Raw genomic sequence first — 17,285 nt, forward strand, 5'->3', positions numbered from 1 at the left:
CCATGGCCAACCAGATCGACGGGGAGCTCTACCCCGACAACAACAGCCACACCACGGCGCATCCCATGCGCTGGCGCCTCAACCCGACCACCGGCATCGAGGAGCAGGTCGCGATCACCGGCCTCACGGACCTCAAGGCCTACATCGCGCTCAGCGACACCGCCGCGAGCGAGGCCGCCGCCGTGAACGCCGCGCTGGTCGCCACGATGGTCGAGGTGCTCTCGACCGGTGCCTACGAGGCCACGTTCAGCGGGGCCAACAAGCGCACCTACCTGGGCGCCCAGCCGGACGGCACGACGGTCTACGTGCACTGGCAGTCCGCCTCGGCGGGCTACCACGAAGTTACGGGCGTGATCTGGCGGACCAAGCGCCCGGCGTCGCAGACGTGAACGCGATCCTCGATACCCAGACGCTCGTGGTCGAGGGCGAGACGGTTGCGCTGCCGCTCGCCGTCGACGCGCCGCTCCGGAAGTGCTACCTCGACGCGGGGATCTCGACGGCGCGCGGGGGGCCGTTCCTGCACGGCACGCTGATGCGCACGCTCGTGGTCGCCGACGGCGTGGTGCCGCCGCTCAAGCTCTACAGCCGGGATCTCCGCGCCCTCTTCCCGCGCGGCGGGCGCGTCTGGCTTGTGGTGCGCTACTGCGGGCAGCTGGTGGCGCTCGGAGAGCTGCAGCTGCTCATCGCGTAGGCTGGACACGCGGCGTGGTAGCGACCGGGTGGCCGGCGAGGTATCCTCCGTGCATGGCCGAACAAGATCTCGTTGCACAGCTACAGCGCCTCAAACATCCGTCACGCGAAGAGCTCGACGCTCTCCTCAAGCAGCTTCACGGGATCGCGAGTGAGCTCATGGACTACGGCCTCCCGCTCGATGAGCCCGACGAGCCGGAAGCGCCGGCGGAGGCGCTGCGGGCAGCGGTTCTCGCGTGGCTGAACCGGTAGGCTGCTTTCGTAATCGGCCCGCGATCTGTAATACGCGCGGTTTTCTTAATCGGCCCGCTTCACCCATGGGGTGAAAGGGTCATGTCGAGATTTCGCCGATTTCTGTACACCTCGGCGCCGACGTGTTCGCCGGCTAGACACTCACCGGCCCATGCCACCGCCGCTCGTCCCCGTCCGGGCCTCGCCAGGTGAGCGTGAGCACCGCGGCGTCCTGAAAGTCTGGCCCCAACCCCAGCAGGAACGCGGCGCCCGGCGCCAGCTCGGCCGGCACCCTGCCCTGCTGCAGCCACGCGCTCACGTCGGCGTCCCCCGCCCGCAGCCGCGCCACGATCCCCGTTGCGGCCCGATCGCCGACGTTCTCGACCCGGTAGACCTTCCGGCCGTTGCGACGCTCAGGACGGGCCACGAGGGAGGGCCCTTTGGTGTTGAAGCTCATCGGACTGTCAGACCCCGCCGTACATTCGGGGCATGGCTCCGCACCGCTTTCGCCTTATGGCCCCGCCGGCGCTGGGAAGCGTCGAGTTTGAGGCGGCCGATCCCGCTGCCCTGATGACGGCAGCACTCGAGGCGCGGCAGCAGCTGGTCTACCACGGGTACGTGCTCCTGCAGGTCTGGAGTGAGGCGGCGGGCGCGTGGTGCGATCCCCGCTACCAGAATGAGTCGCGGAAGGTCGAGATCCGGGCTTACTCGCAGCCTTATCTCGCCGGCTGGGAAGATCGCTGGCGATGGTGCGAGGACGCGCTCAGGTACTATTTGGCTGCGCGTCCGCCCACTGGCTGAACTGCGCATTGAGCTCGGCGAGCGCCGCCTCGCGCGTCGGCCCCCAGCACTCGCCGAAGAAAACCGGCACATCCTCCGCCCCCCGCGCGGTGTGTCGCACCACCCGCGTGGCCTTCGCGGCAAAGCGATCGCCGTTCGCCATCGGGCGCATTTCGCTCACGCTGGCGAGCATCTTGAAGTGACCGTGCGTCATGAGGCACCTCCAGGCAAAGGGGATGTAGGGTCGATCGGCTTCCACTCCGCCGGGAACCCCACCGCGTTGTACGTCTCCAGCGCCGCATCGCGGGTGACGATACCGTCTTCGATGCGAAGGCTGAGGAGGACGGAGCGGCGCTGCGCCTCCTCCGTGAGCACACGCGCAAGGACGTCACCTGGAAGCACGCTCCAGTCGCCGACCTCCCCTACGATGAGCAACGCCGGCTCGTGCGTGGTGTAGGCCCGTCGCACGGCGAGCCACGCCCCCGCCTGCACCCACTCCAGCGGGAGCGCGGTGCCGACGGGGTAGGACGCGAGGATGGGCGCGAGGCGTTGGAGCTGAGGAGGGGTCATGGCGTCGCGTCCAGCACGCGCTGGTGCGCCTTCTCGTATCGGGCACGCGCAATGGTGCAATCTGGCCATGGCGCCGTGCCGCAGTATTTGAGATCCATCTCCGCCAACTTCTCAGCACTCACCAGCTGTTCGTAGGTCGGTCGCTGGCTGTACCAGTAGCCTCCACCGACGAGCGCAACGGCTCCGAGAAGAACGGCCCAGAATCGCCAAGCGGGCACGTCAGTCGATTCGTCCGCCATCCAATGCCTCCCGCTGCATTCGCAGCGTCATCTTGGTTCTACAAGCCTCGGTTGCGCTGAACGCTTTACCGAAGTTCCGAGCGCAACTTCGACAAGAGGTCGGCGATCGCCGCGTTATAGCTGTCCTGACCGACGCGCTTCGCGGTCGTATACCCAACACTGTTGAATCGCTCGGATTCACCAACTCCGTCGAACGGGCCAAGGCGCCGCCCATCCTTGGTGCGCACCACTGCGCGCAACCGCGTCACGCCGTGCCACTTGCCTTTCGTGAAGTAGGCGCGCTGCTCGATCACGTCGACGGACACGCTGGGCGGCGTGCTATCGCCGGCTGCGCGCGCGTTCGGAATGGCTTGACGAAGCTGCTCCTCGAGCCGGAGTCGCATCGACTCGCCGTTGGACTTCTCGACGCGGAAGTCACTCGCGGATACCGCCGCTCCGCTTAACGATTCGAGCCGCACCGGAATGGGCGCGAGGTCGGGGGTGTACGCCTTCGTCTGCTGGCACGCCCCCACCAGCGTGAGTACGACACAGCACATCAACACTTTCCGCATACGGATCGTCCCCAGCATTTCTCGTTGAACGTTTCCACACCAATCCACAGTGGCATTCGCGCCACAGTGGCGACTGTCGTACCTGCTTCGGATATTGTTCGGGAACCCGAAGCCCGAATTGCAATGCTCGATCGTCCCACTGCGGTGTTCCGCGTCTGCTCTCCAATGCTGCACCCCGTCGCTGCAAGCGCCGGGGATCTGTTGGTCTTCTGGCCGGGCCATCCCAGCGCGACGCTGACCGTTCGGGCCCCGGGTCGCGGCCCCAAGCGCATTCGTCGAAAAGCCTTCGTTCCTGATGGTGTAATCTACGGAGCGTTGCTCTGTCTGCTGGAAGATGACGTCATCGTTCCGCTCACGTTGCAGGACGCGCTACTGCTGCCAGTCGTCGCCGCGAGTACCGCCGGCGGCTGACTTCCGCGCCGGGCCGCGCTGTCCAGGCGGCGTCGGGGCCGAGGCCCCCGGCACCACGCGAGGCACGCCGGGACCGAGCTGCTCCTGCACGTCGCGGATCGCGTCCTCGCGCTCCTGAAGGACGTCGTCCGGCATCGATTCGACGCGTGTCGCGCTGGCTCGGAGTAGCCGCGCGGCGAAGTCCTTCGCCCATCGCGAGAGCTCCCGCTGCCCCTCTTGGACCACCGCTTCAACGGGGTCGACGGGAGGGGCGACCCTCGGCGGCACCGGATCGAGCGCACCGCTGACGCGGACGCCGATGCGCACATCACCACCAAGCCCCGCCGACTCGAAACGGCGCGCGAGCTCCTCCGCGAAGGCAAAGACGCGACCGCGAACCTCGCCCTCTGGGCGCTTTCCGCCCTTCCATTTGCTGACGGTGCCGTTCGCCACCTCGAGACGACGCGCGACGGCGTTGTTCCCCGTCCGCTTCGCCTCGGCCAATACCAGCGCGATCGCCTGTTCCAGATCCATCGGTCTGTTTCACGGGAAACAATCGGCTATGAATGCCTTGCGGAAATGCCGATTGTGGCCTACTGTATCCTCAGTGTCGTCACCGTGACGGCGCCGAGACGGCGATCCGACCACGACGCACGGGCCTTCAGCACTAACAAACCGACGGATATGACCAAGCGCAAGGAAACGCGGATCGAGTGGGTGCGGATGGCGGAAGCTGCCCGCCGCCTGAAGGTGCCGCGCACCACGCTCATCCATCGCGTCGCCAAGGGTGAGCACAAGACGAAGGTGGTCGGCGACACGGTGTTCGTGGCGGTCCCGAAGGCCGCCTGAAGTTGGTGGGGCATTCCCGTGAACGACATGCGGGAATGGTAGGACCGGGGTGAGAGCCGGGGCACACGCAGGGCGCGGGGTTCCGCGCGTCAACCACAACGAGGGGAGTATGAGTGCCACGAACCGAACGCAGTCCACCGTCGCGCGCGTCAGCGCCCGGTGGCAGGAGTGCGCCGTGCATGTGCGCGGCGAGTTGCGGCAGTACGGCGTCCGCGGGGAGCTGCGGCGCCTCGACGATTACGCGCGGCGCGATCGCGGCGCCGGCATGGCGCGATTTCTCGCTGACTTCGTGGCGTACTGCCACGAGAAGGGCATGAGCGGCGAGCGCATCGCGCAACACCTGGGCGCGTTCACGGCGGAGGCGGTGGCGGATGTCACGAACAACCGCAGCGCCTGAGGTCTCGCAAACACGAACGCCCGCGGGTGAGAGCGCGGGCGTCGTGACCACAACGAAGCGGGCGTCAAGCGCCCAGGAGCAACATAGTATGACCACAACGAAGCAGCCAGCCCGCCGATTGGTGTGGGCGGGCGTTGTACAGCGCCGGCGGGTCGCATGAAGCTCGCCTATCCGTACGGCGCGCAGTTCCACTCGCCGTATGATCGACCGGACCTTGTCGACCAGCTCGTGGAGAGCGGCCGGCGTGCGGGCACGTTGCTCGCCGACGTCGCGCTGCAGCGGTTCGGGAGCGTGATCGAAGCGCTCGCGTGGGTGCAGTGGACGTGGCGCAGCGCGCCGCTCGCCGACATCGATCGCCACACGCAGGACGCGGCGCGCACGGCCCTGCTCGACCGCGCGTCCGCCGCGGAGCGCGCCTGCTGGCAGCGCATCGTCGCCAGCGACACGTGCGCCTCGCTCGAGGACGTGCGGTGGTGGCTCGACATCGAGGCCCCGAAGCTGCTGGAGTCCTTGACCGCCACGCCGGACGTGCAGCACTGGGGGATTGCCGCATGACCGGGCTCTCTCTGTACGATCTCTGCGACGAAGCGCGCGCCCTGGACGATCTCGTCGGGATGGACGACGGCGAGTGGAGTGCGGAGCACGAAGCGCTGCACACGCCGCTCATGGAAGCGCTCGTCGCCAAGGCGGACGGCTTCGGCAGCTACGTGCGCGATCTCGAGCAGCGCGTCGAGGTGATCAAGATCGAAGAGGAGCGCCTCGCCGCCCGGCGGAAGCGCCTCGAGTCGCGCGTAAAGTGGATGAAGGAGTACGCCGTGACGGCGCTGCTCCTGGCGGACCGCAAGAAGCTCGAGGGGACGCTCTTCACGCTCGCGGTGCAGAAGAACCCGGACAGCGTCGCGGTGTCGGTGCTGCCGGATGCGCTCCCGCCGGAGTACGTGCGCGTGATCCCCGAAGTGCGCGAACCGGACAAGAAGGGCTTGCTGTCGGCGTTGGAGGCCGGCGTCGCCATCCCGGGCGTCGAGCTGGCCCCGCCCACGTATCACCTGAGGATCCGCTGATGGACCCGGCATTTTCGCTCGACGCGGTGGTCGAGGACATCGTCCCTGCCCCGCCGAAGGTCGTGATTTACGGGGCTCATGGTGTTGGCAAGACCACGTTCGGCGCGGGCTTTCCGAACGCGATCCTGCTGATGACCGAAGCGGGCGTCGGTTCGCTCCGCATCCGGCGCTTCCCGAAAGTCGTGGAGACGTACCACGACTTCATGACGGCGATCGGCGCGCTTTACCAGGGCGAGCACGATCGGCAGACGCTGCTGCTCGATTCGCTCGACTGGCTGGAGCCGATCGTGTGGCAGGAGACGGCGCAGCGGCACAACAAGGACTCGATCGAGTCGTGGGACTACGGCAAGGGCTACATCGAGGCCGAGAAGGTTTGGTCCGAAGTGCTCACCGGCCTCGATGCGCTCCAGGCGGAGCGCGGCATGTCGATCGTGTGCACCGCGCACGCCGCGGTGACGCGGTTCCAGTCGCCGACGGTCGAACCGTACGACCGCTACAGCATCAAGCTGCACAAGCGCGCCTCGGCGCTCGTGCAGGAGTGGGCCGACATCGTCGGGTTCGCGCACTGGCAGACCGTCACGACCGCGACCGATCTCGGCTTCAACAAGAAGGCGGTGCGTGGCGTGTCGACGGGACAGCGCCTCCTCGCGCTCGAAGAGCGGCCCGCGTGGGAAGCCAAGAACCGGTTCCAGATGCCGCCCGTCATGCCGCTCGATGCGGCGCAGTTCCTCGCGCTCCTGGCGGAGCGCTACACGCCGGCCCCGGTGATCGAGGCCGCACCTTCTCTCGCAACGCAGGAGTAACGATGGCCCAGTTTGGCGGTGAATTCGACGCGACCACGGTGGAGCCAACCACCCCGATGGACGTCCTCCCGGACGGCGACTACCCGGTGCTCATCGAGGCGTCGGAGTGGAGGAAGACGAAGAAGGGCGACGGCGCCTTCCTCGAGCTCACGCACGTCGTGTGCGACGGCCCGATGAAGGGGCGGAAGCTCTGGGATCGCCTCAACCTGCAGAACCCGAACACGCAGGCGGTCGAGATCGCGCAGCGTACGCTCTCGGCGATCTGCCACGCGACCGGGGTGCTCAAGGTGACGGACTCGGCGCAGCTCCACAACATCCCCGTGCTGGCGCGCGTGGTGGTGAAGCAGGGCGAGCGGGGCCCGATGAATGAGATCAAGGGCTACAAGAAGTTCGACGGTCTCGTCGCGGCCACGCCGAGTGCGAAGCCGATCGCGGCGGCGACGCCTGCCCCGGCGGCGCCCGGGACGGCCCCCTGGATGAAGAAGGCGGGCTGACCATGGCCACGAAGACGAAGAAGGGGGCGGCGAAGGCCGCCCCGGCGCCGGCGGTCCCGATGGCGATGCCGGCGGACTTCGACGCGAGCGACAGTGCCGCCGCGCTGCTCGATCGCGCCGATCTGCTCACGAGCGTCGAGGGCCGCGAGTCGCACGAGGTGATCGATGCCGTGCTCGCGGCGCTGTCGGAGTCGGAGCGCGCCGCGGTCGTCGCGTTCGCGCGGCGCATCTCTTGGCTGACCGAGCACGTCCGCGACGGGAAGCGCATCCAGCCGATCGTGCCGGCCGCGGAGCTCGTGCCGCCGGCGTGCCTGGCCGCCGGGGTGTCGGTGTTCGAGACGCCCGTGCGGCTCCGGGACGACGTCGCGTCGGTGGCGGCGATCCGGAACTGGGCGAAGGACGGCGTCGTCGGCGACGATTCGGCGGAGGCGCCGGGGCCGGCCGACGCAGGCGGGCAGCTCGCCCTGGTGGCGGAAGACACGCCGGCCCCGAAGAAGATCACCGAGCTCGCGTTCACGTCGGGCGACGAGGTGGCGTCGGTGGCGCTCGCGTTGAGCGGGCGCGCCGAGGACCTCGACAAGGAAGCAAAGAAGCTGACCGAGCTGGGACGCCACGCGGAGGCGAAGGCGCTGCAGCGCGAGGCGCGGCACATCAAGGACGCCCTGCTCGCCCAGCTGCAACCGCAGACGGTGCTGCCGTTCAACGCCGGCGAGTCGCCGCTCGCCGCGGTGACGCGGGTGGTCGGGACAACCGTGCGCACGGCCGTCGTGAAGGCGCTCAAGAACCACGTCGAGGTCGGGGAAGGCGAGACGTACGACGAAGTCGTCGAGCGGCGCCTGGCCGAGCTGGCGGACTTCGAGCGCCTCGTGGGCGGCATCGCGGAACACGCGGCGGCCGCGGTGCTGCCGGTGCTGCGCGAGACGGCGGAGCGGGCGTTCGAAGCGGGCCTCGCCGCGCGCGGGGCGACGCCAGAAGTGTTGGTGCGCGAGGCCGTCCAGGCGCACGGCGCGCAGCGGGCGGCCGCATGAAGGGCAGCCCGCCGCGCGGCAAGCTGATCACGCCGGAAGAAGTGCAGCGGCGGTATCTGCTCCGGGAGGATGGCACCCCCATGCTCTCCACGCGGTGGGTGTGCGAACACGTGCGCCCCCGCGTGGACATCGCGCGGGGCGTCGTGAAGTTCTACGAGGACGACGTCGAGGCGTTCTTCGCGCAGCGCCGGCGGGTGGCATGATGGGCGACAGTGCAGAGATCTGGCACGCGCTTCGGTCGGAGCGCCAACAACAGGCACGCGCTCGGTACGCTCGCTGTGATGCACAGCGACGGGCGTGGCCGTACCAGGTAATCGTCATGAATCATGGCGCCCACTGGCGCGTCACCGTGGGCCAGACAGCTTACGATTTTTGGCCGCATACCGGCACGTGGATGAATCCGCGCAATCACGCCGAACGCGGAACGGTGCGCGACTTTGATGAGTTCTGCACCACCGTGACTCGCCGGCGGGTGGCATGACGCGCGCCCATCGCATTCGCCGGCGCCTGGCGCGCTTCGGCATCGAGATGCTCTACATCAACGCCCAGTCGCGCGATCCGAAGGTGATCGCGCGGCGGGAGCGGTTGGTGGACCAGCTGATCGCCGACGCGCAGCTCGAGGTGCTGCTCGCGCTGCAGGCGGGCACGCTGCCGATCGAAGTCGTGGAAGCGCACGCGCGCGAGTACGGGCTGGCCGGCGCCGGGTTGAAGGCGCAGCTCGTGCTCTCGCAGCCGCTCTGGGATCTCGTCGAGGCCACGCTCCCGCGCATGGGGCGGGCGGACGCGACGCGATTGCGGTATACGCTCAGCAGTCAGCAGCTCCGCGCGCGCCTGGAAGGCGCGGAGTCGCTGCGCGTGCGGGATCTGCAGACGATCGACTGGGAGGCGCTCCTCGAGGTGTGGCCGGGCGGCCCGTCCGACTGGATGCACCTGCGGCGCTTCGTGTCGCGGTTTCTGAGCCTCGTGCTCGGCGGCAAGTGGCACCCGATGCGCCATGCCATCCTCGAGCGCATCCCGACGCAGCAGGAAGCGGAGCGCGTCACCGATCTCACGCCGGCGCAGTTTCTCACGATCCTCGAACACGCGCGCGAAGACCTGCGCGCGCCGCTCATGACGCTCGTGCTGAGCGGGATGCGCATGGGCGAGTATCTCGCCTGTGACGAGACGCATCTCCTGCCCGCGACGCACGAAATCGCCGTGCCCGGCACGAAGACCAAAGCCGCGGCCGGCCGCGTGTCGATCGACCCGTCGCTCTGGCACTGGGTCGAGTTCGGCGTGCCGTCGCCGGTGCGCTATCGCCAGTTCGTCAAGCTGTTCAAGGACGCCGTCGTCGCGGCCGAGCTGCCGCGCACGCTGCGCCTCCACGACCTGCGCCATGCGCACGGCCAGTGGGCGGTCGCGGAAGGCGTCCCGGAGGCGTTTGTGCAGGTCTCGTTGCGGCACACGCAGGCCGCGACGACGCGCCGCTACACCAAGTCGGGCAACCTGGCGTCGGTGGCCAAAGGCCTCGCCGGCGCCCTCAATCTTTCGGAGGACTGATGCCCTGTGTGCCAGACCGTGTCCACGCGGGACACGACCGACCAATGACCGGGGTGGGGATCGAACCCACGACCTACGGATTAAAAGTCCGCTGCTCTACCGACTGAGCTACCCGGTCGGCGGCCGTCTCCTGCCCGGCCACGCTGGGAGAAGGATCACCCGATCGGCGCAGACGGTCAACGGGGGACACCGCCGTGATGTTGGCGATGTCCCCCGTGGCCGCCCGTGCGGGCGTGGACTGCGTCGCGATTACTGCTGACCGCTGATCGCGGCCACCGTCGCCGCCGTCGCGCCGGCCGGCGTCTCGACCACGAACGTCACGCGGCGGTTGAGCTCCGCGCCGTCGGCATCACGCGCCGCATTCGGGCGTACGAGACGCGTCTTGCCATAGCCCACTGTACGCAGCACCGCGCCGTCCATCCCCTTGCTCACGAGGAAGTCGCGCACCGCATCCGCGCGCTCACGCGAGAGGCGGAGATTGTAGGCCTGCGAGCCCGCGGGATCGGCAAAGCCTTCAATCGTGATCGTGGAGCCCTTGTAATGCGTCTGTGCGACCTTGGCGAACTTCTCGAGCGCCGCCTGATCCTGATTGCGCACCGCGGCATCGTCGAACTGGAAGTGCACCGGCATCGCGAACGAGACCTGGCCTTCCATGGCCGTGATCTTCGCGCCGAACTCATTGCGCAGCGTCGCGAGATCATTGCGCAGCGCGTTCAGATCCGTGCGCAGCCCGTTCACGTCCCCCCGCAACGCACTGTCGCCCTGCGCCCGCTGCGAACGCTCGGCGTCCAACGCGACGCGCTGTTCATCGAGCCCCTTGCGAACGAACCCCTTGGTGGCACACGCGCTGAGCGTGCTCGCTGCCAAAAGCGTCATGGCCACAAACCGTGCCTGTCGCATGTGTCCTGCCCTCGCTGTCATGGTCGTGATGAGGAGCGAAGCATCCGACTCCGTTCGGATCGCTCGCCTGGCTCGCATCGCGCTGCCGGCATCATACCGTGCACATCGCGAACCACGGCAGGAAAGTCATCGCACCGAAGTCGTTGGCGAAGTGACTGTCATCACGCGTCTTGATGGCAATTGCATTGGGTCGTGCGCGCAATCACCGGATTCGTCCCGACTCGCGCGCCCGCCGCTCAGCCATTCGGCTGCGTCAGCCCGTTGGGGCCTTCGCGAGCCACTCACCGCCGTCGACCACGAAGATCGATCCGGTGATCCAATCGCCCGCGGGCGAGGCGAGAAACGCCACCATGTTGGCGATGTCGCGGGGTGTGCCCCACCGGCCGAGCGGGATGCCCTTCGCGGCGTACTCGGCCATCTTCTGCTCGGCAGCCGCGAACACGTCGGGGACGCCACTGTCGGCCGGCGGCGTGAACGCCTTCTTCACGCCCTCGGTGGGAATCGGGCCCGGGGCGATGGCATTCACGCGAATCCGCTGCGGGGCCCACTCCACGGCCAGCGTGCGCGTCAGCGCATCCACCCCGGCCTTGGCGGCGGTGGCGTGCGCCATGAGTGGCCAGCCGCGATAGTGCAGCGTCATGCTGGTGCTCACGATGCGCCCGCCCCCCTGCTTCGCCATATGCGGGTACACCGCCTGCGAGCAGTAGAAGGTGCCGTAGAGATCGATCTCGAGCACGGCCTTCCAGGCGTTCGGCGACAGCGTCGCGCTGGGCGCGTAGAAGTTACCCGCGGCATTGTTGACGAGCAGATCGATGCGCCCGCGCTCGGCGGCGATGGCATCGATGGCGGTCTTCACCTTCTCCTGATCGCGCACGTCGAGTTGCACGGCACTCGCCTGGTGACCGCGCGCCGTGATGGCGGCGAGCGCCGCCTCGAGGTGATCGGGCTTGCGGCTCGCGATCACGACGTGCGCGCCGAGCTCGGCGAGCAGCTCGGAGATGCCCAGGCCGATGCCGGTACCGCCGCCGGTGACGAGGGCGACCTGGCCGTCGAGGAGGCCGGGGCGAAAGACGGCAAGCGGATCAGTCATGCGGACTCCACAGAGGTGGGCGGGTCGAGCGCCTCGATCGCCGCGAGCAGATCGACCTGCGCGTCGAGACAGAAGCTTCGCCGATGATGCGGCGTGAGCCCGCGTTCCGCGAGGGCCCGGCGATGCTCGGGGGTGCCATAGGCGCTGTTGCGCTCCCAGCCATAGCCCTCGTATCGCTGGGCGAGTGCCGTCATGAGCCGGTCACGGGTGACCTTGGCGATGATGGAGGCGCAGGCGATGGCGTAGCACTTGGCGTCGCCCTTCACCACCGCCGTGTGCACATGGCCCAGGGTGCGCAGCGGCTTGCCGTCCACCAGGACGTGATGCGGAACGCCGCCGAGCCGGGTCGGGATGCGCGCCAGCGCCCGCCGCATGGCGAGGACGGTGGCGTGGTAGATGTTGATGCGATCGACTTCGCGGGCGCTGGCGGCGCCGACGCTGATGGCGAGGGCGTGTTCGCGGATGCGCGCGGCGAGTTCCACGCGGGTGGCGTGATCGAGCTGCTTGGAGTCGTTGACCCCGGCGATAGCGCGCTTGTCGGGCGGCATGACCACGGCACAAGCGACGACGGGGCCCGCAAGCGGGCCCCGTCCGACTTCATCCACGCCGACCAGCCACGGACCGTGCTGCTCGCGCAGCGTTCGCTCGATCGGGCTCCAGCGAGCCACGTTCGGCGCGCCTTTCGGCGGGTCCGGCGGTGTCTTACTTGTCGCCCGAGGGGCGAACGACCTTGCGCTCCTTGATGCGGGCGGCCTTGCCCGTCACATCGCGCAGGTAGTACAGCTTGGCACGGCGCACCGCACCACGACGCACGACCGTGATGCTCTCGAGCATCGGGCTGTGCACCGGGAAGATGCGCTCAACACCCACACCGTTCGACACCTTGCGGACGGTGAACGTCTCGCTGATGCCGGCACCACGGCGGGCGATGCAGATCCCTTCGAAGGCCTGGAGGCGCTCCTTGTCGCCTTCCTTGACGCGCACGTTCACGCGCACCGTGTCACCGGCGCGGAACGGCGGGATTTCCTTCATCCACTCCTTCTGGGTCTCGATAAACGGATGCATCGGTCACTCTCCGGGGCCGGTGTGGCGTGGCCCGGTTCAAAATTGCGGAGCCGACTGCTGCCACCGCGCGCACGTGATGCGCGCGAACCGGCAGTCGAATCGGTGCGAGAGGCCTGCGACGCGGGACCGGGAGCGAAGTCTCCCGACCAGAACCGTCGTGGCATCGCCACCGAGGCGGGTTCCGGCGAATGCCGGCCTGACCTCAGGACTGTTCCCTCCCCCAGTTTTCCGGGGGAGCTTTCAAATATAGACGGGTCTTGGACTTGGACGCCAGTGGGCTTCCCCGGTACTATCCCAGCATGACTGGACCGCTGCCCTATCCGGCCACCCGCCGGGACGAGACGATCGACCACTACCACGGGACACCCGTCCCGGACCCGTACCGCTGGCTCGAGGACGACCGATCCGAGGAGACCGCCGCCTGGGTCGAGGCCCAGAACCGGGTGACCTTCGGGGTGCTGGGGGCGATTCCCTTCCGGGACGCGCTCCGGGACCGGCTGACCACCCTGGTGAACTACCCCCGGTCGTCCGCCCCGGAGCAGAAGGGCCCCTGGCTCCTTTTTGCCAAGAACGACGGGCTCCAGAACCAGCCCGTCTACTACCTCCAGCGGGGGGAGGCCGGCGAGCCGGAGCTGCTCCTCGACCCGAACTCCCTGTCCGCCGACGGCACGACCCGCGCCCAGGGGCTCACCTTCGACCGGCAGGCCCGGTACATCGCTTACATGGTGAGTCACGCCGGCTCGGACTGGCAGGAGATCAAGGTGATCGACCTGGCCACCCGGCAGGAGCTCCCGGACCTGGTGAAGTGGGTCAAGGTCTCGGGGATCGCGTGGCACGGCGACGGCTTCTTCTATAGCCGGTACCCCGAGCCGGGGCCTGACGAGGGCGAGTTCTCGGCGGTGAACGATGACCACCAGGTCTGGTACCACCGCCTCGGGACGACGCAGGCCGAGGATGTGCTCGTGTATCAGGACACCGAGCACACCCAGCGCTTCCACATCGTGGGGACCACCGAAGATGAGCGCTACGCGGTGCTGTCCATCAGCGACCGCGGCCAGGGGAAAGACGGCAACGCGCTCTGGGTGAAGGATCTGCGCGTGCCCGACGCGCCGTGGACGCCGCTCTGGCGCGACTTCGATGACCAGATGGGCGTGCTCGACAACGATGGCGACGCGCTGCTCGTGCTCACCAACCGTGGGGCGCCAAATCAGCGCATCGTGCGGATCGACCCGGCGGCCGCCGAGGAATCGCGGTGGGTCACGGTCATTCCGGAATTGCCGGAGCCGCTCGAAAGCGCGTCGCTGGCGGGCGGGCGCATCTTTGCCAGTTATCTGCACGACGTGACCACGCGCGTCCGCGTGCACCGCTACGACGGCACGTTGGAGCGCGATGTGGCCCTCCCCGGACTGGGGACGGCCATGGGCTTTGGCGGAGAGCACGACGCCACCCACGTCTTTTACACGTTCACGAGCTTCACGGCGCCGGCCACGGTCTATCGGTACGCGATCGCGACCGGCGAAAGCACGGTGTATCGCGCCGTGGCGCTGCCGTTCGATCCGACGCAATTCGAAACGCGGCAGATCTTCGCGACGAGCAAGGACGGCACCCAGGTGCCGGCGTTCATCGTGTGCAAGAAGGGGCTCGTGCTCGATGGCAACAACCCGACGCTGCTCTACGGCTACGGCGGGTTCAACGTGGTCCTGCCGCCGCAGTTCAGCGCGCTCCGCATCGGCTTCCTCGAGCAGGGGGGCGTGTACGTGCAGGCCAACCTGCGCGGCGGCGGCGAATACGGTGAAGCGTGGCACCAGGCCGGCATGAAGGAGAAGAAGCAGAACGTCTTCGACGACTTCATCGCGGTGGCAGAGTGGCTCTTCGCCAACGGCTACACCCGCTCCGAGAAGTTGGCCATTCAGGGCGGCTCGAACGGCGGCCTGCTGGTGGGCGCCATCATGACCCAGCGCCCGGAGCTCGCGCGCGTGGCGCTGCCGGCGGTGGGCGTGATGGACATGCTCCGCTTCCACACCTTCACGATCGGGTGGAACTGGATCGCCGACTATGGCTCGAGCGACGATCCGGAGGGGTTCCGGTACCTGTACGCGTACTCACCGCTCCACAATCTGCGGGACGGCGTGCGCTACCCGAGCACGCTCATCACCACGGCCGATCACGACGACCGCGTGGTCCCGGCGCACTCCTTCAAGTTCGCGGCGCGCCTGCAGGCGGCGCACGCGGGGGAGAACCCGGTGCTGATCCGCGTCGAGGTCAAGTCCGGCCACGGGGCGTCGTCGCTGACCAAGCAGATCGAGGAGACGGCCGATGTGTATGCGTTCGTCTTTTCTGAGCTTGGTGTGACGCCTGCTTTTTCGCGGCCGGTAGATCGCTAACAGCTGGTGCTCGCTGCGCTCGCGAGCAACGGGGAGACGGGGGGAGCCGTGCGGGTGAATGGGGGCATCGCGCGATTCAAAAATCAAAAAAGAAAACTTTTGAACAGCACCGCCCCCGCAGGCCTCGCTCGGATCCCCCCGTCCCCCCGTTGCTCGCGAGCGAAGCGAGCACCAGCTGTTTACATGCCATCAGCCGCTACAAGCGCCCGCCTCAGCGCACCGGAAACGGCCGAGGCGCCGGCAGTTCCTCGATGAACTTCCACGGCGCCGCACCGTCGCGCGTGAGCGGCGTTTTGGCGAGGCGCGCGCGCACCATCGCGATCGGCATCGGGCCGCCCTGCAACACCGCGTCGTGGAACTGGCGGTCGGTCATCTTCTTCGAGTCCACCAGCTCCTTGTGCAGCGCGCGCAGCTGCAGGCCGCCCAGCATATACGCCGCCTGATAAATGGGCGAGTAGCTGCCATTGAAGGAGCGGCGCACTTCGGCTTCGGAATTCGCGCGTTCGAACGGCACCTTGTCCACCAGATACTCGATGCACTGCTCGGGCGTCATCTTGCCGAGGTGGAACGAGAGCGAGAACACGATGCGCGCGCTGCGATGCATGCGCCACGCGAGCGCGCCGAGGCGGTCTTCCGGGCGCACGTGAAAGTCGTGATCCCAGAGGAACATTTCCCAATAGAGGCTCTGCCCTTCGTTCCAGAAGGGCGTCGAGAACAGGCGGCGATGGCTGTTGTAGCGCGCCGACATGAAGCCCTGCAGGTGATGGCCGGGGTTGAGCTCGTGGAATACCGTGGCGCGTGAGAAGTGCGGGTTGTTGCCGCGCATGCTCATCATCTTCTCTTCGTCGGTCATGTCGCTCGTGGGATACGACACGAGGATCTGATCGCCGCCGAGGAAGAACGGGCTCACCCGCTGCCGCTCGGGGGAGAGCATCTCCATGGTCCAGTCCTCCCGCGCGAGCGCGGGGATCGTGACCCAGTCATGCTTGTCGAAGAACGCCTCGGCCTCATTCGCAAGATCGCGAATGAGATCCGGCTGCTTGCCCGGCTCGACATAGGCCTGTTTGACCTTCTCCATCGCGGCCTTCCAGTCGTCACCGAAGCCCATCTGCTTCGCGGCCTTCTTGGCTTCGGCCTCACTGAACGCGTACTCGCGCTCGGCCAGTGCGATGAGCTCCTCGGGCGTGTACGGGATCATCGCGTGGCGGAGGTCCATCGCGAGCCCGTCGGCGCCGATCGGGTCGCCGATGATGGGCTCATTGGCCTGGGCCGCGTTGCGCGGGGCGCTGTCGCCGCCACCGCGGCCGCCCTGCGGTGCACCACCGGCCGGCGCCGCCGCGGGAGTGGCCGCCACCTGAATGCCCACGAGCCGCTGGCGAATGACCTGCGCATAGCGCTGCAGCGACTGATCGAGCCGCGTGTATGGGTTCTGCGCCCACCAGGTAAAGAGCGGATCGAAGCCGTTGTAGAAGCGATACCAGCGCCCCAGCGTGGTGCGCAGCTGGTCGATATCGTCGGCGGCGCGGTTGGCGACGGTGCGGTTCACCTTGGGCGCCTGGGCGCGCGGCGCGCGCGAGGCACTGTCGGCGGCGCCGTTGCCATTGCCGCTACCATTGCCGCGGCCGCCGGGGGCCGGGACTTCGATGAGCGCGCGCAGGCTGTCGACCTGCTTGGTGACCTCGGCCAGTGTGTGCGCCGCCGCCTGGCTGTTGATGGAGATCAGGTCGCGGCGGTCTTCCTGCAACTTGAGCAGGCGACCCGCGAAGGGCATGAGCGGCGCGGTTTCGGCGCGCTGCTTGTCTTCGCGGTCCATGAGCTCGAGCTGATAGCGCAGGTGGTTGTCGAGGAGGACGTAATCGACCTTCCCTTCCTGCGAGAGCTTGCTGAAGTCGGCTTCGGCGAGCCGCTTCCGCCACATGGTGTAGAGCCCCTTGAGACGCGCGCGCTGCGACGGCGAATCGGGGGTGTCGTAGTGGCGCCCCAGCGAACTGGCATCAGCCGAATAGCGGGAGACCGCTTCGGCGAGTTCGCTGGTGGTGTTGTTCAGGATGCTCGAGAGCGACGGCACGCTGGCCGCCGGATCGCTCGGGAAGGTCTGCCGTGTGGAGGCCGGAATGCCGGCCATCTGGGCGGAGGCCGCGGCGGGGAGGGCAAGCCCGCCGAGGACGGTGAGCAGCGAACGGAAACGGGGCGCACCAGCGCGCATGGCACAGCTCTCCACGGG

Annotated in this window: 25 protein-coding genes and 1 tRNA gene; 14 read left to right on the plus strand and 12 right to left on the minus strand. The window is 68.0% G+C overall.

Going from position 1 to position 17,285, the window contains the following annotated elements; translation table 11 throughout:
* Positions 1-2: 2 nt before the first annotated feature.
* Genes K2R93_12490 through K2R93_12500 form a run of 3 tightly spaced genes read left to right on the plus strand, consistent with a single transcriptional unit; the run spans position 3 to position 942 of the window.
* Complete coding sequence (locus K2R93_12490) at positions 3-389, plus strand: hypothetical protein (protein MBY0490652.1); 387 nt, start codon at positions 3-5, stop codon at positions 387-389.
* Entirely contained in the window at positions 386-691 is a 306-nt protein-coding gene (locus tag K2R93_12495; protein MBY0490653.1) for a hypothetical protein, read from the plus strand. Before K2R93_12490 ends, K2R93_12495 begins: the two co-directional genes overlap by 4 nt.
* Before the next feature lie 53 nt (positions 692-744).
* Entirely contained in the window at positions 745-942 is a 198-nt protein-coding gene (locus K2R93_12500; protein ID MBY0490654.1) for a hypothetical protein, read from the plus strand.
* A 133-nt stretch (positions 943-1,075) separates the two neighbouring features.
* Here the strand turns inward: K2R93_12500 and K2R93_12505 are convergent, their stop codons facing one another.
* A complete protein-coding gene (locus K2R93_12505) occupies positions 1,076-1,378 on the minus strand; it encodes a hypothetical protein (GenBank protein ID MBY0490655.1) in 303 nt (100 codons plus the stop codon).
* Between the two features lie 32 nt (positions 1,379-1,410).
* Between K2R93_12505 and K2R93_12510 the strand changes: the two genes are divergently transcribed.
* A complete protein-coding gene (locus tag K2R93_12510) occupies positions 1,411-1,722 on the plus strand; it encodes a hypothetical protein (GenBank protein ID MBY0490656.1) in 312 nt (103 codons plus the stop codon).
* Here K2R93_12510 and K2R93_12515 read toward each other — a convergent pair.
* The 5 genes from K2R93_12515 to K2R93_12535 all read right to left on the minus strand — a co-directional run bounded on the left by K2R93_12515 (position 1,685) and on the right by K2R93_12535 (position 3,985).
* Complete coding sequence (locus tag K2R93_12515) at positions 1,685-1,915, minus strand: hypothetical protein (protein MBY0490657.1); 231 nt, start codon at positions 1,913-1,915, stop codon at positions 1,685-1,687. The genes K2R93_12510 and K2R93_12515 overlap by 38 nt on opposite strands.
* Positions 1,912-2,271, minus strand: coding sequence for a hypothetical protein (locus K2R93_12520; protein ID MBY0490658.1), 360 nt, complete (start codon positions 2,269-2,271; stop codon positions 1,912-1,914). The genes K2R93_12515 and K2R93_12520 overlap by 4 nt, the downstream gene beginning before the upstream one ends.
* A complete protein-coding gene (locus K2R93_12525; GenBank protein MBY0490659.1) occupies positions 2,268-2,510 on the minus strand; it encodes a hypothetical protein in 243 nt (80 codons plus the stop codon). The genes K2R93_12520 and K2R93_12525 overlap by 4 nt, the downstream gene beginning before the upstream one ends.
* 65 nt (positions 2,511-2,575) lie before the next feature.
* Positions 2,576-3,079: a hypothetical protein gene (locus tag K2R93_12530; protein ID MBY0490660.1), complete on the minus strand. Its 504-nt coding sequence runs from the start codon at positions 3,077-3,079 to the stop codon at positions 2,576-2,578.
* 351 nt (positions 3,080-3,430) lie between these two features.
* Positions 3,431-3,985, minus strand: coding sequence for a hypothetical protein (locus K2R93_12535; GenBank protein ID MBY0490661.1), 555 nt, complete (start codon positions 3,983-3,985; stop codon positions 3,431-3,433).
* 150 nt (positions 3,986-4,135) lie between these two features.
* Here K2R93_12535 and K2R93_12540 point away from each other — a divergent pair, with 150 nt between their 5' ends.
* The 9 genes from K2R93_12540 to K2R93_12580 all read left to right on the plus strand — a co-directional run bounded on the left by K2R93_12540 (position 4,136) and on the right by K2R93_12580 (position 9,622).
* Positions 4,136-4,300, plus strand: coding sequence for a hypothetical protein (locus K2R93_12540; protein MBY0490662.1), 165 nt, complete (start codon positions 4,136-4,138; stop codon positions 4,298-4,300).
* Positions 4,301-4,409: 109 nt separating this feature from the next.
* The gene (locus K2R93_12545; GenBank protein MBY0490663.1) at positions 4,410-4,697 is read left to right on the plus strand and encodes a hypothetical protein; all 288 of its coding nucleotides are present in this window, start codon (positions 4,410-4,412) and stop codon (positions 4,695-4,697) included.
* Positions 4,698-4,853: 156 nt separating this feature from the next.
* Positions 4,854-5,252, plus strand: coding sequence for a hypothetical protein (locus K2R93_12550; protein MBY0490664.1), 399 nt, complete (start codon positions 4,854-4,856; stop codon positions 5,250-5,252).
* Positions 5,249-5,758 (plus strand): siphovirus Gp157 family protein, encoded by a 510-nt coding sequence (locus K2R93_12555; protein MBY0490665.1) that lies wholly within the window; start codon positions 5,249-5,251, stop codon positions 5,756-5,758. Before K2R93_12550 ends, K2R93_12555 begins: the two co-directional genes overlap by 4 nt.
* A complete protein-coding gene (locus tag K2R93_12560) occupies positions 5,758-6,561 on the plus strand; it encodes an ATP-binding protein (protein MBY0490666.1) in 804 nt (267 codons plus the stop codon). Before K2R93_12555 ends, K2R93_12560 begins: the two co-directional genes overlap by 1 nt.
* Positions 6,562-6,563: 2 nt before the next feature.
* Entirely contained in the window at positions 6,564-7,055 is a 492-nt protein-coding gene (locus K2R93_12565; GenBank protein ID MBY0490667.1) for a DUF669 domain-containing protein, read from the plus strand.
* A gap of 2 nt (positions 7,056-7,057) precedes the next feature.
* Complete coding sequence (locus K2R93_12570; protein ID MBY0490668.1) at positions 7,058-8,083, plus strand: hypothetical protein; 1,026 nt, start codon at positions 7,058-7,060, stop codon at positions 8,081-8,083.
* Positions 8,080-8,286 carry a hypothetical protein gene (locus K2R93_12575; protein MBY0490669.1) on the plus strand — a complete coding sequence of 69 codons (207 nt, stop codon included), beginning with the start codon at positions 8,080-8,082 and terminating at the stop codon, positions 8,284-8,286. Before K2R93_12570 ends, K2R93_12575 begins: the two co-directional genes overlap by 4 nt.
* A 274-nt stretch (positions 8,287-8,560) precedes the next feature.
* Positions 8,561-9,622 carry a tyrosine-type recombinase/integrase gene (locus tag K2R93_12580; GenBank protein ID MBY0490670.1) on the plus strand — a complete coding sequence of 354 codons (1,062 nt, stop codon included), beginning with the start codon at positions 8,561-8,563 and terminating at the stop codon, positions 9,620-9,622.
* A gap of 45 nt (positions 9,623-9,667) precedes the next feature.
* On the opposite strand, the gene K2R93_12585 is transcribed toward K2R93_12580, so the two are convergent.
* From K2R93_12585 to rplS, 5 genes are all read right to left on the minus strand, one after another.
* Positions 9,668-9,740, minus strand: a tRNA-Lys gene (locus K2R93_12585).
* 131 nt (positions 9,741-9,871) lie between these two features.
* A complete protein-coding gene (locus K2R93_12590; GenBank protein MBY0490671.1) occupies positions 9,872-10,498 on the minus strand; it encodes an OmpA family protein in 627 nt (208 codons plus the stop codon).
* Positions 10,499-10,775: 277 nt separating this feature from the next.
* Entirely contained in the window at positions 10,776-11,612 is an 837-nt protein-coding gene (locus K2R93_12595) for an SDR family oxidoreductase (GenBank protein MBY0490672.1), read from the minus strand.
* Positions 11,609-12,280 carry a ribonuclease HII gene (locus K2R93_12600; GenBank protein ID MBY0490673.1) on the minus strand — a complete coding sequence of 224 codons (672 nt, stop codon included), beginning with the start codon at positions 12,278-12,280 and terminating at the stop codon, positions 11,609-11,611. The genes K2R93_12595 and K2R93_12600 overlap by 4 nt, the downstream gene beginning before the upstream one ends.
* 34 nt (positions 12,281-12,314) lie before the next feature.
* The gene (gene rplS, locus K2R93_12605) at positions 12,315-12,677 is read right to left on the minus strand and encodes a 50S ribosomal protein L19 (protein MBY0490674.1); all 363 of its coding nucleotides are present in this window, start codon (positions 12,675-12,677) and stop codon (positions 12,315-12,317) included.
* Between the two features lie 299 nt (positions 12,678-12,976).
* On the opposite strand from rplS, the gene K2R93_12610 reads away from it, so the two are divergent.
* A complete protein-coding gene (locus K2R93_12610) occupies positions 12,977-15,061 on the plus strand; it encodes a prolyl oligopeptidase family serine peptidase (GenBank protein ID MBY0490675.1) in 2,085 nt (694 codons plus the stop codon).
* A 211-nt stretch (positions 15,062-15,272) separates the two neighbouring features.
* Here K2R93_12610 and K2R93_12615 read toward each other — a convergent pair whose 3' ends face one another.
* Entirely contained in the window at positions 15,273-17,267 is a 1,995-nt protein-coding gene (locus tag K2R93_12615; GenBank protein MBY0490676.1) for a DUF885 domain-containing protein, read from the minus strand.
* Positions 17,268-17,285: the final 18 nt, after the last annotated feature.

Source organism: Gemmatimonadaceae bacterium (assembly GCA_019752115.1).
GTDB lineage: Bacteria > Gemmatimonadota > Gemmatimonadetes > Gemmatimonadales > Gemmatimonadaceae > Gemmatimonas.

Bases quoted from the DNA above. Each gene is read 5' to 3' on its own strand.
- K2R93_12515 (MBY0490657.1), bottom strand. From the start codon at position 1,915: ATGACGCACGGTCACTTCAAGATGCTCGCCAGCGTGAGCGAAATGCGC.
- K2R93_12500 (MBY0490654.1), top strand. From the start codon at position 745: ATGGCCGAACAAGATCTCGTTGCACAGCTACAGCGCCTCAAACATCCG.
- K2R93_12560 (MBY0490666.1), top strand. From the start codon at position 5,758: ATGGACCCGGCATTTTCGCTCGACGCGGTGGTCGAGGACATCGTCCCT.
- K2R93_12590 (MBY0490671.1), bottom strand. From the start codon at position 10,498: ATGACGCTTTTGGCAGCGAGCACGCTCAGCGCGTGTGCCACCAAGGGG.
- K2R93_12575 (MBY0490669.1), top strand. From the start codon at position 8,080: ATGAAGGGCAGCCCGCCGCGCGGCAAGCTGATCACGCCGGAAGAAGTG.
- K2R93_12570 (MBY0490668.1), top strand. From the start codon at position 7,058: ATGGCCACGAAGACGAAGAAGGGGGCGGCGAAGGCCGCCCCGGCGCCG.
- rplS (MBY0490674.1), bottom strand. From the start codon at position 12,677: ATGCATCCGTTTATCGAGACCCAGAAGGAGTGGATGAAGGAAATCCCG.
- K2R93_12530 (MBY0490660.1), bottom strand. From the start codon at position 3,079: ATGCTGGGGACGATCCGTATGCGGAAAGTGTTGATGTGCTGTGTCGTA.
- K2R93_12595 (MBY0490672.1), bottom strand. From the start codon at position 11,612: ATGACTGATCCGCTTGCCGTCTTTCGCCCCGGCCTCCTCGACGGCCAG.
- K2R93_12535 (MBY0490661.1), bottom strand. From the start codon at position 3,985: ATGGATCTGGAACAGGCGATCGCGCTGGTATTGGCCGAGGCGAAGCGG.
- K2R93_12580 (MBY0490670.1), top strand. From the start codon at position 8,561: ATGACGCGCGCCCATCGCATTCGCCGGCGCCTGGCGCGCTTCGGCATC.
- K2R93_12555 (MBY0490665.1), top strand. From the start codon at position 5,249: ATGACCGGGCTCTCTCTGTACGATCTCTGCGACGAAGCGCGCGCCCTG.
- K2R93_12510 (MBY0490656.1), top strand. From the start codon at position 1,411: ATGGCTCCGCACCGCTTTCGCCTTATGGCCCCGCCGGCGCTGGGAAGC.
- K2R93_12550 (MBY0490664.1), top strand. From the start codon at position 4,854: ATGAAGCTCGCCTATCCGTACGGCGCGCAGTTCCACTCGCCGTATGAT.
- K2R93_12540 (MBY0490662.1), top strand. From the start codon at position 4,136: ATGACCAAGCGCAAGGAAACGCGGATCGAGTGGGTGCGGATGGCGGAA.
- K2R93_12525 (MBY0490659.1), bottom strand. From the start codon at position 2,510: ATGGCGGACGAATCGACTGACGTGCCCGCTTGGCGATTCTGGGCCGTT.
- K2R93_12610 (MBY0490675.1), top strand. From the start codon at position 12,977: ATGACTGGACCGCTGCCCTATCCGGCCACCCGCCGGGACGAGACGATC.
- K2R93_12505 (MBY0490655.1), bottom strand. From the start codon at position 1,378: ATGAGCTTCAACACCAAAGGGCCCTCCCTCGTGGCCCGTCCTGAGCGT.
- K2R93_12490 (MBY0490652.1), top strand. From the start codon at position 3: ATGGCCAACCAGATCGACGGGGAGCTCTACCCCGACAACAACAGCCAC.
- K2R93_12520 (MBY0490658.1), bottom strand. From the start codon at position 2,271: ATGACCCCTCCTCAGCTCCAACGCCTCGCGCCCATCCTCGCGTCCTAC.
- K2R93_12615 (MBY0490676.1), bottom strand. From the start codon at position 17,267: ATGCGCGCTGGTGCGCCCCGTTTCCGTTCGCTGCTCACCGTCCTCGGC.
- K2R93_12565 (MBY0490667.1), top strand. From the start codon at position 6,564: ATGGCCCAGTTTGGCGGTGAATTCGACGCGACCACGGTGGAGCCAACC.
- K2R93_12545 (MBY0490663.1), top strand. From the start codon at position 4,410: ATGAGTGCCACGAACCGAACGCAGTCCACCGTCGCGCGCGTCAGCGCC.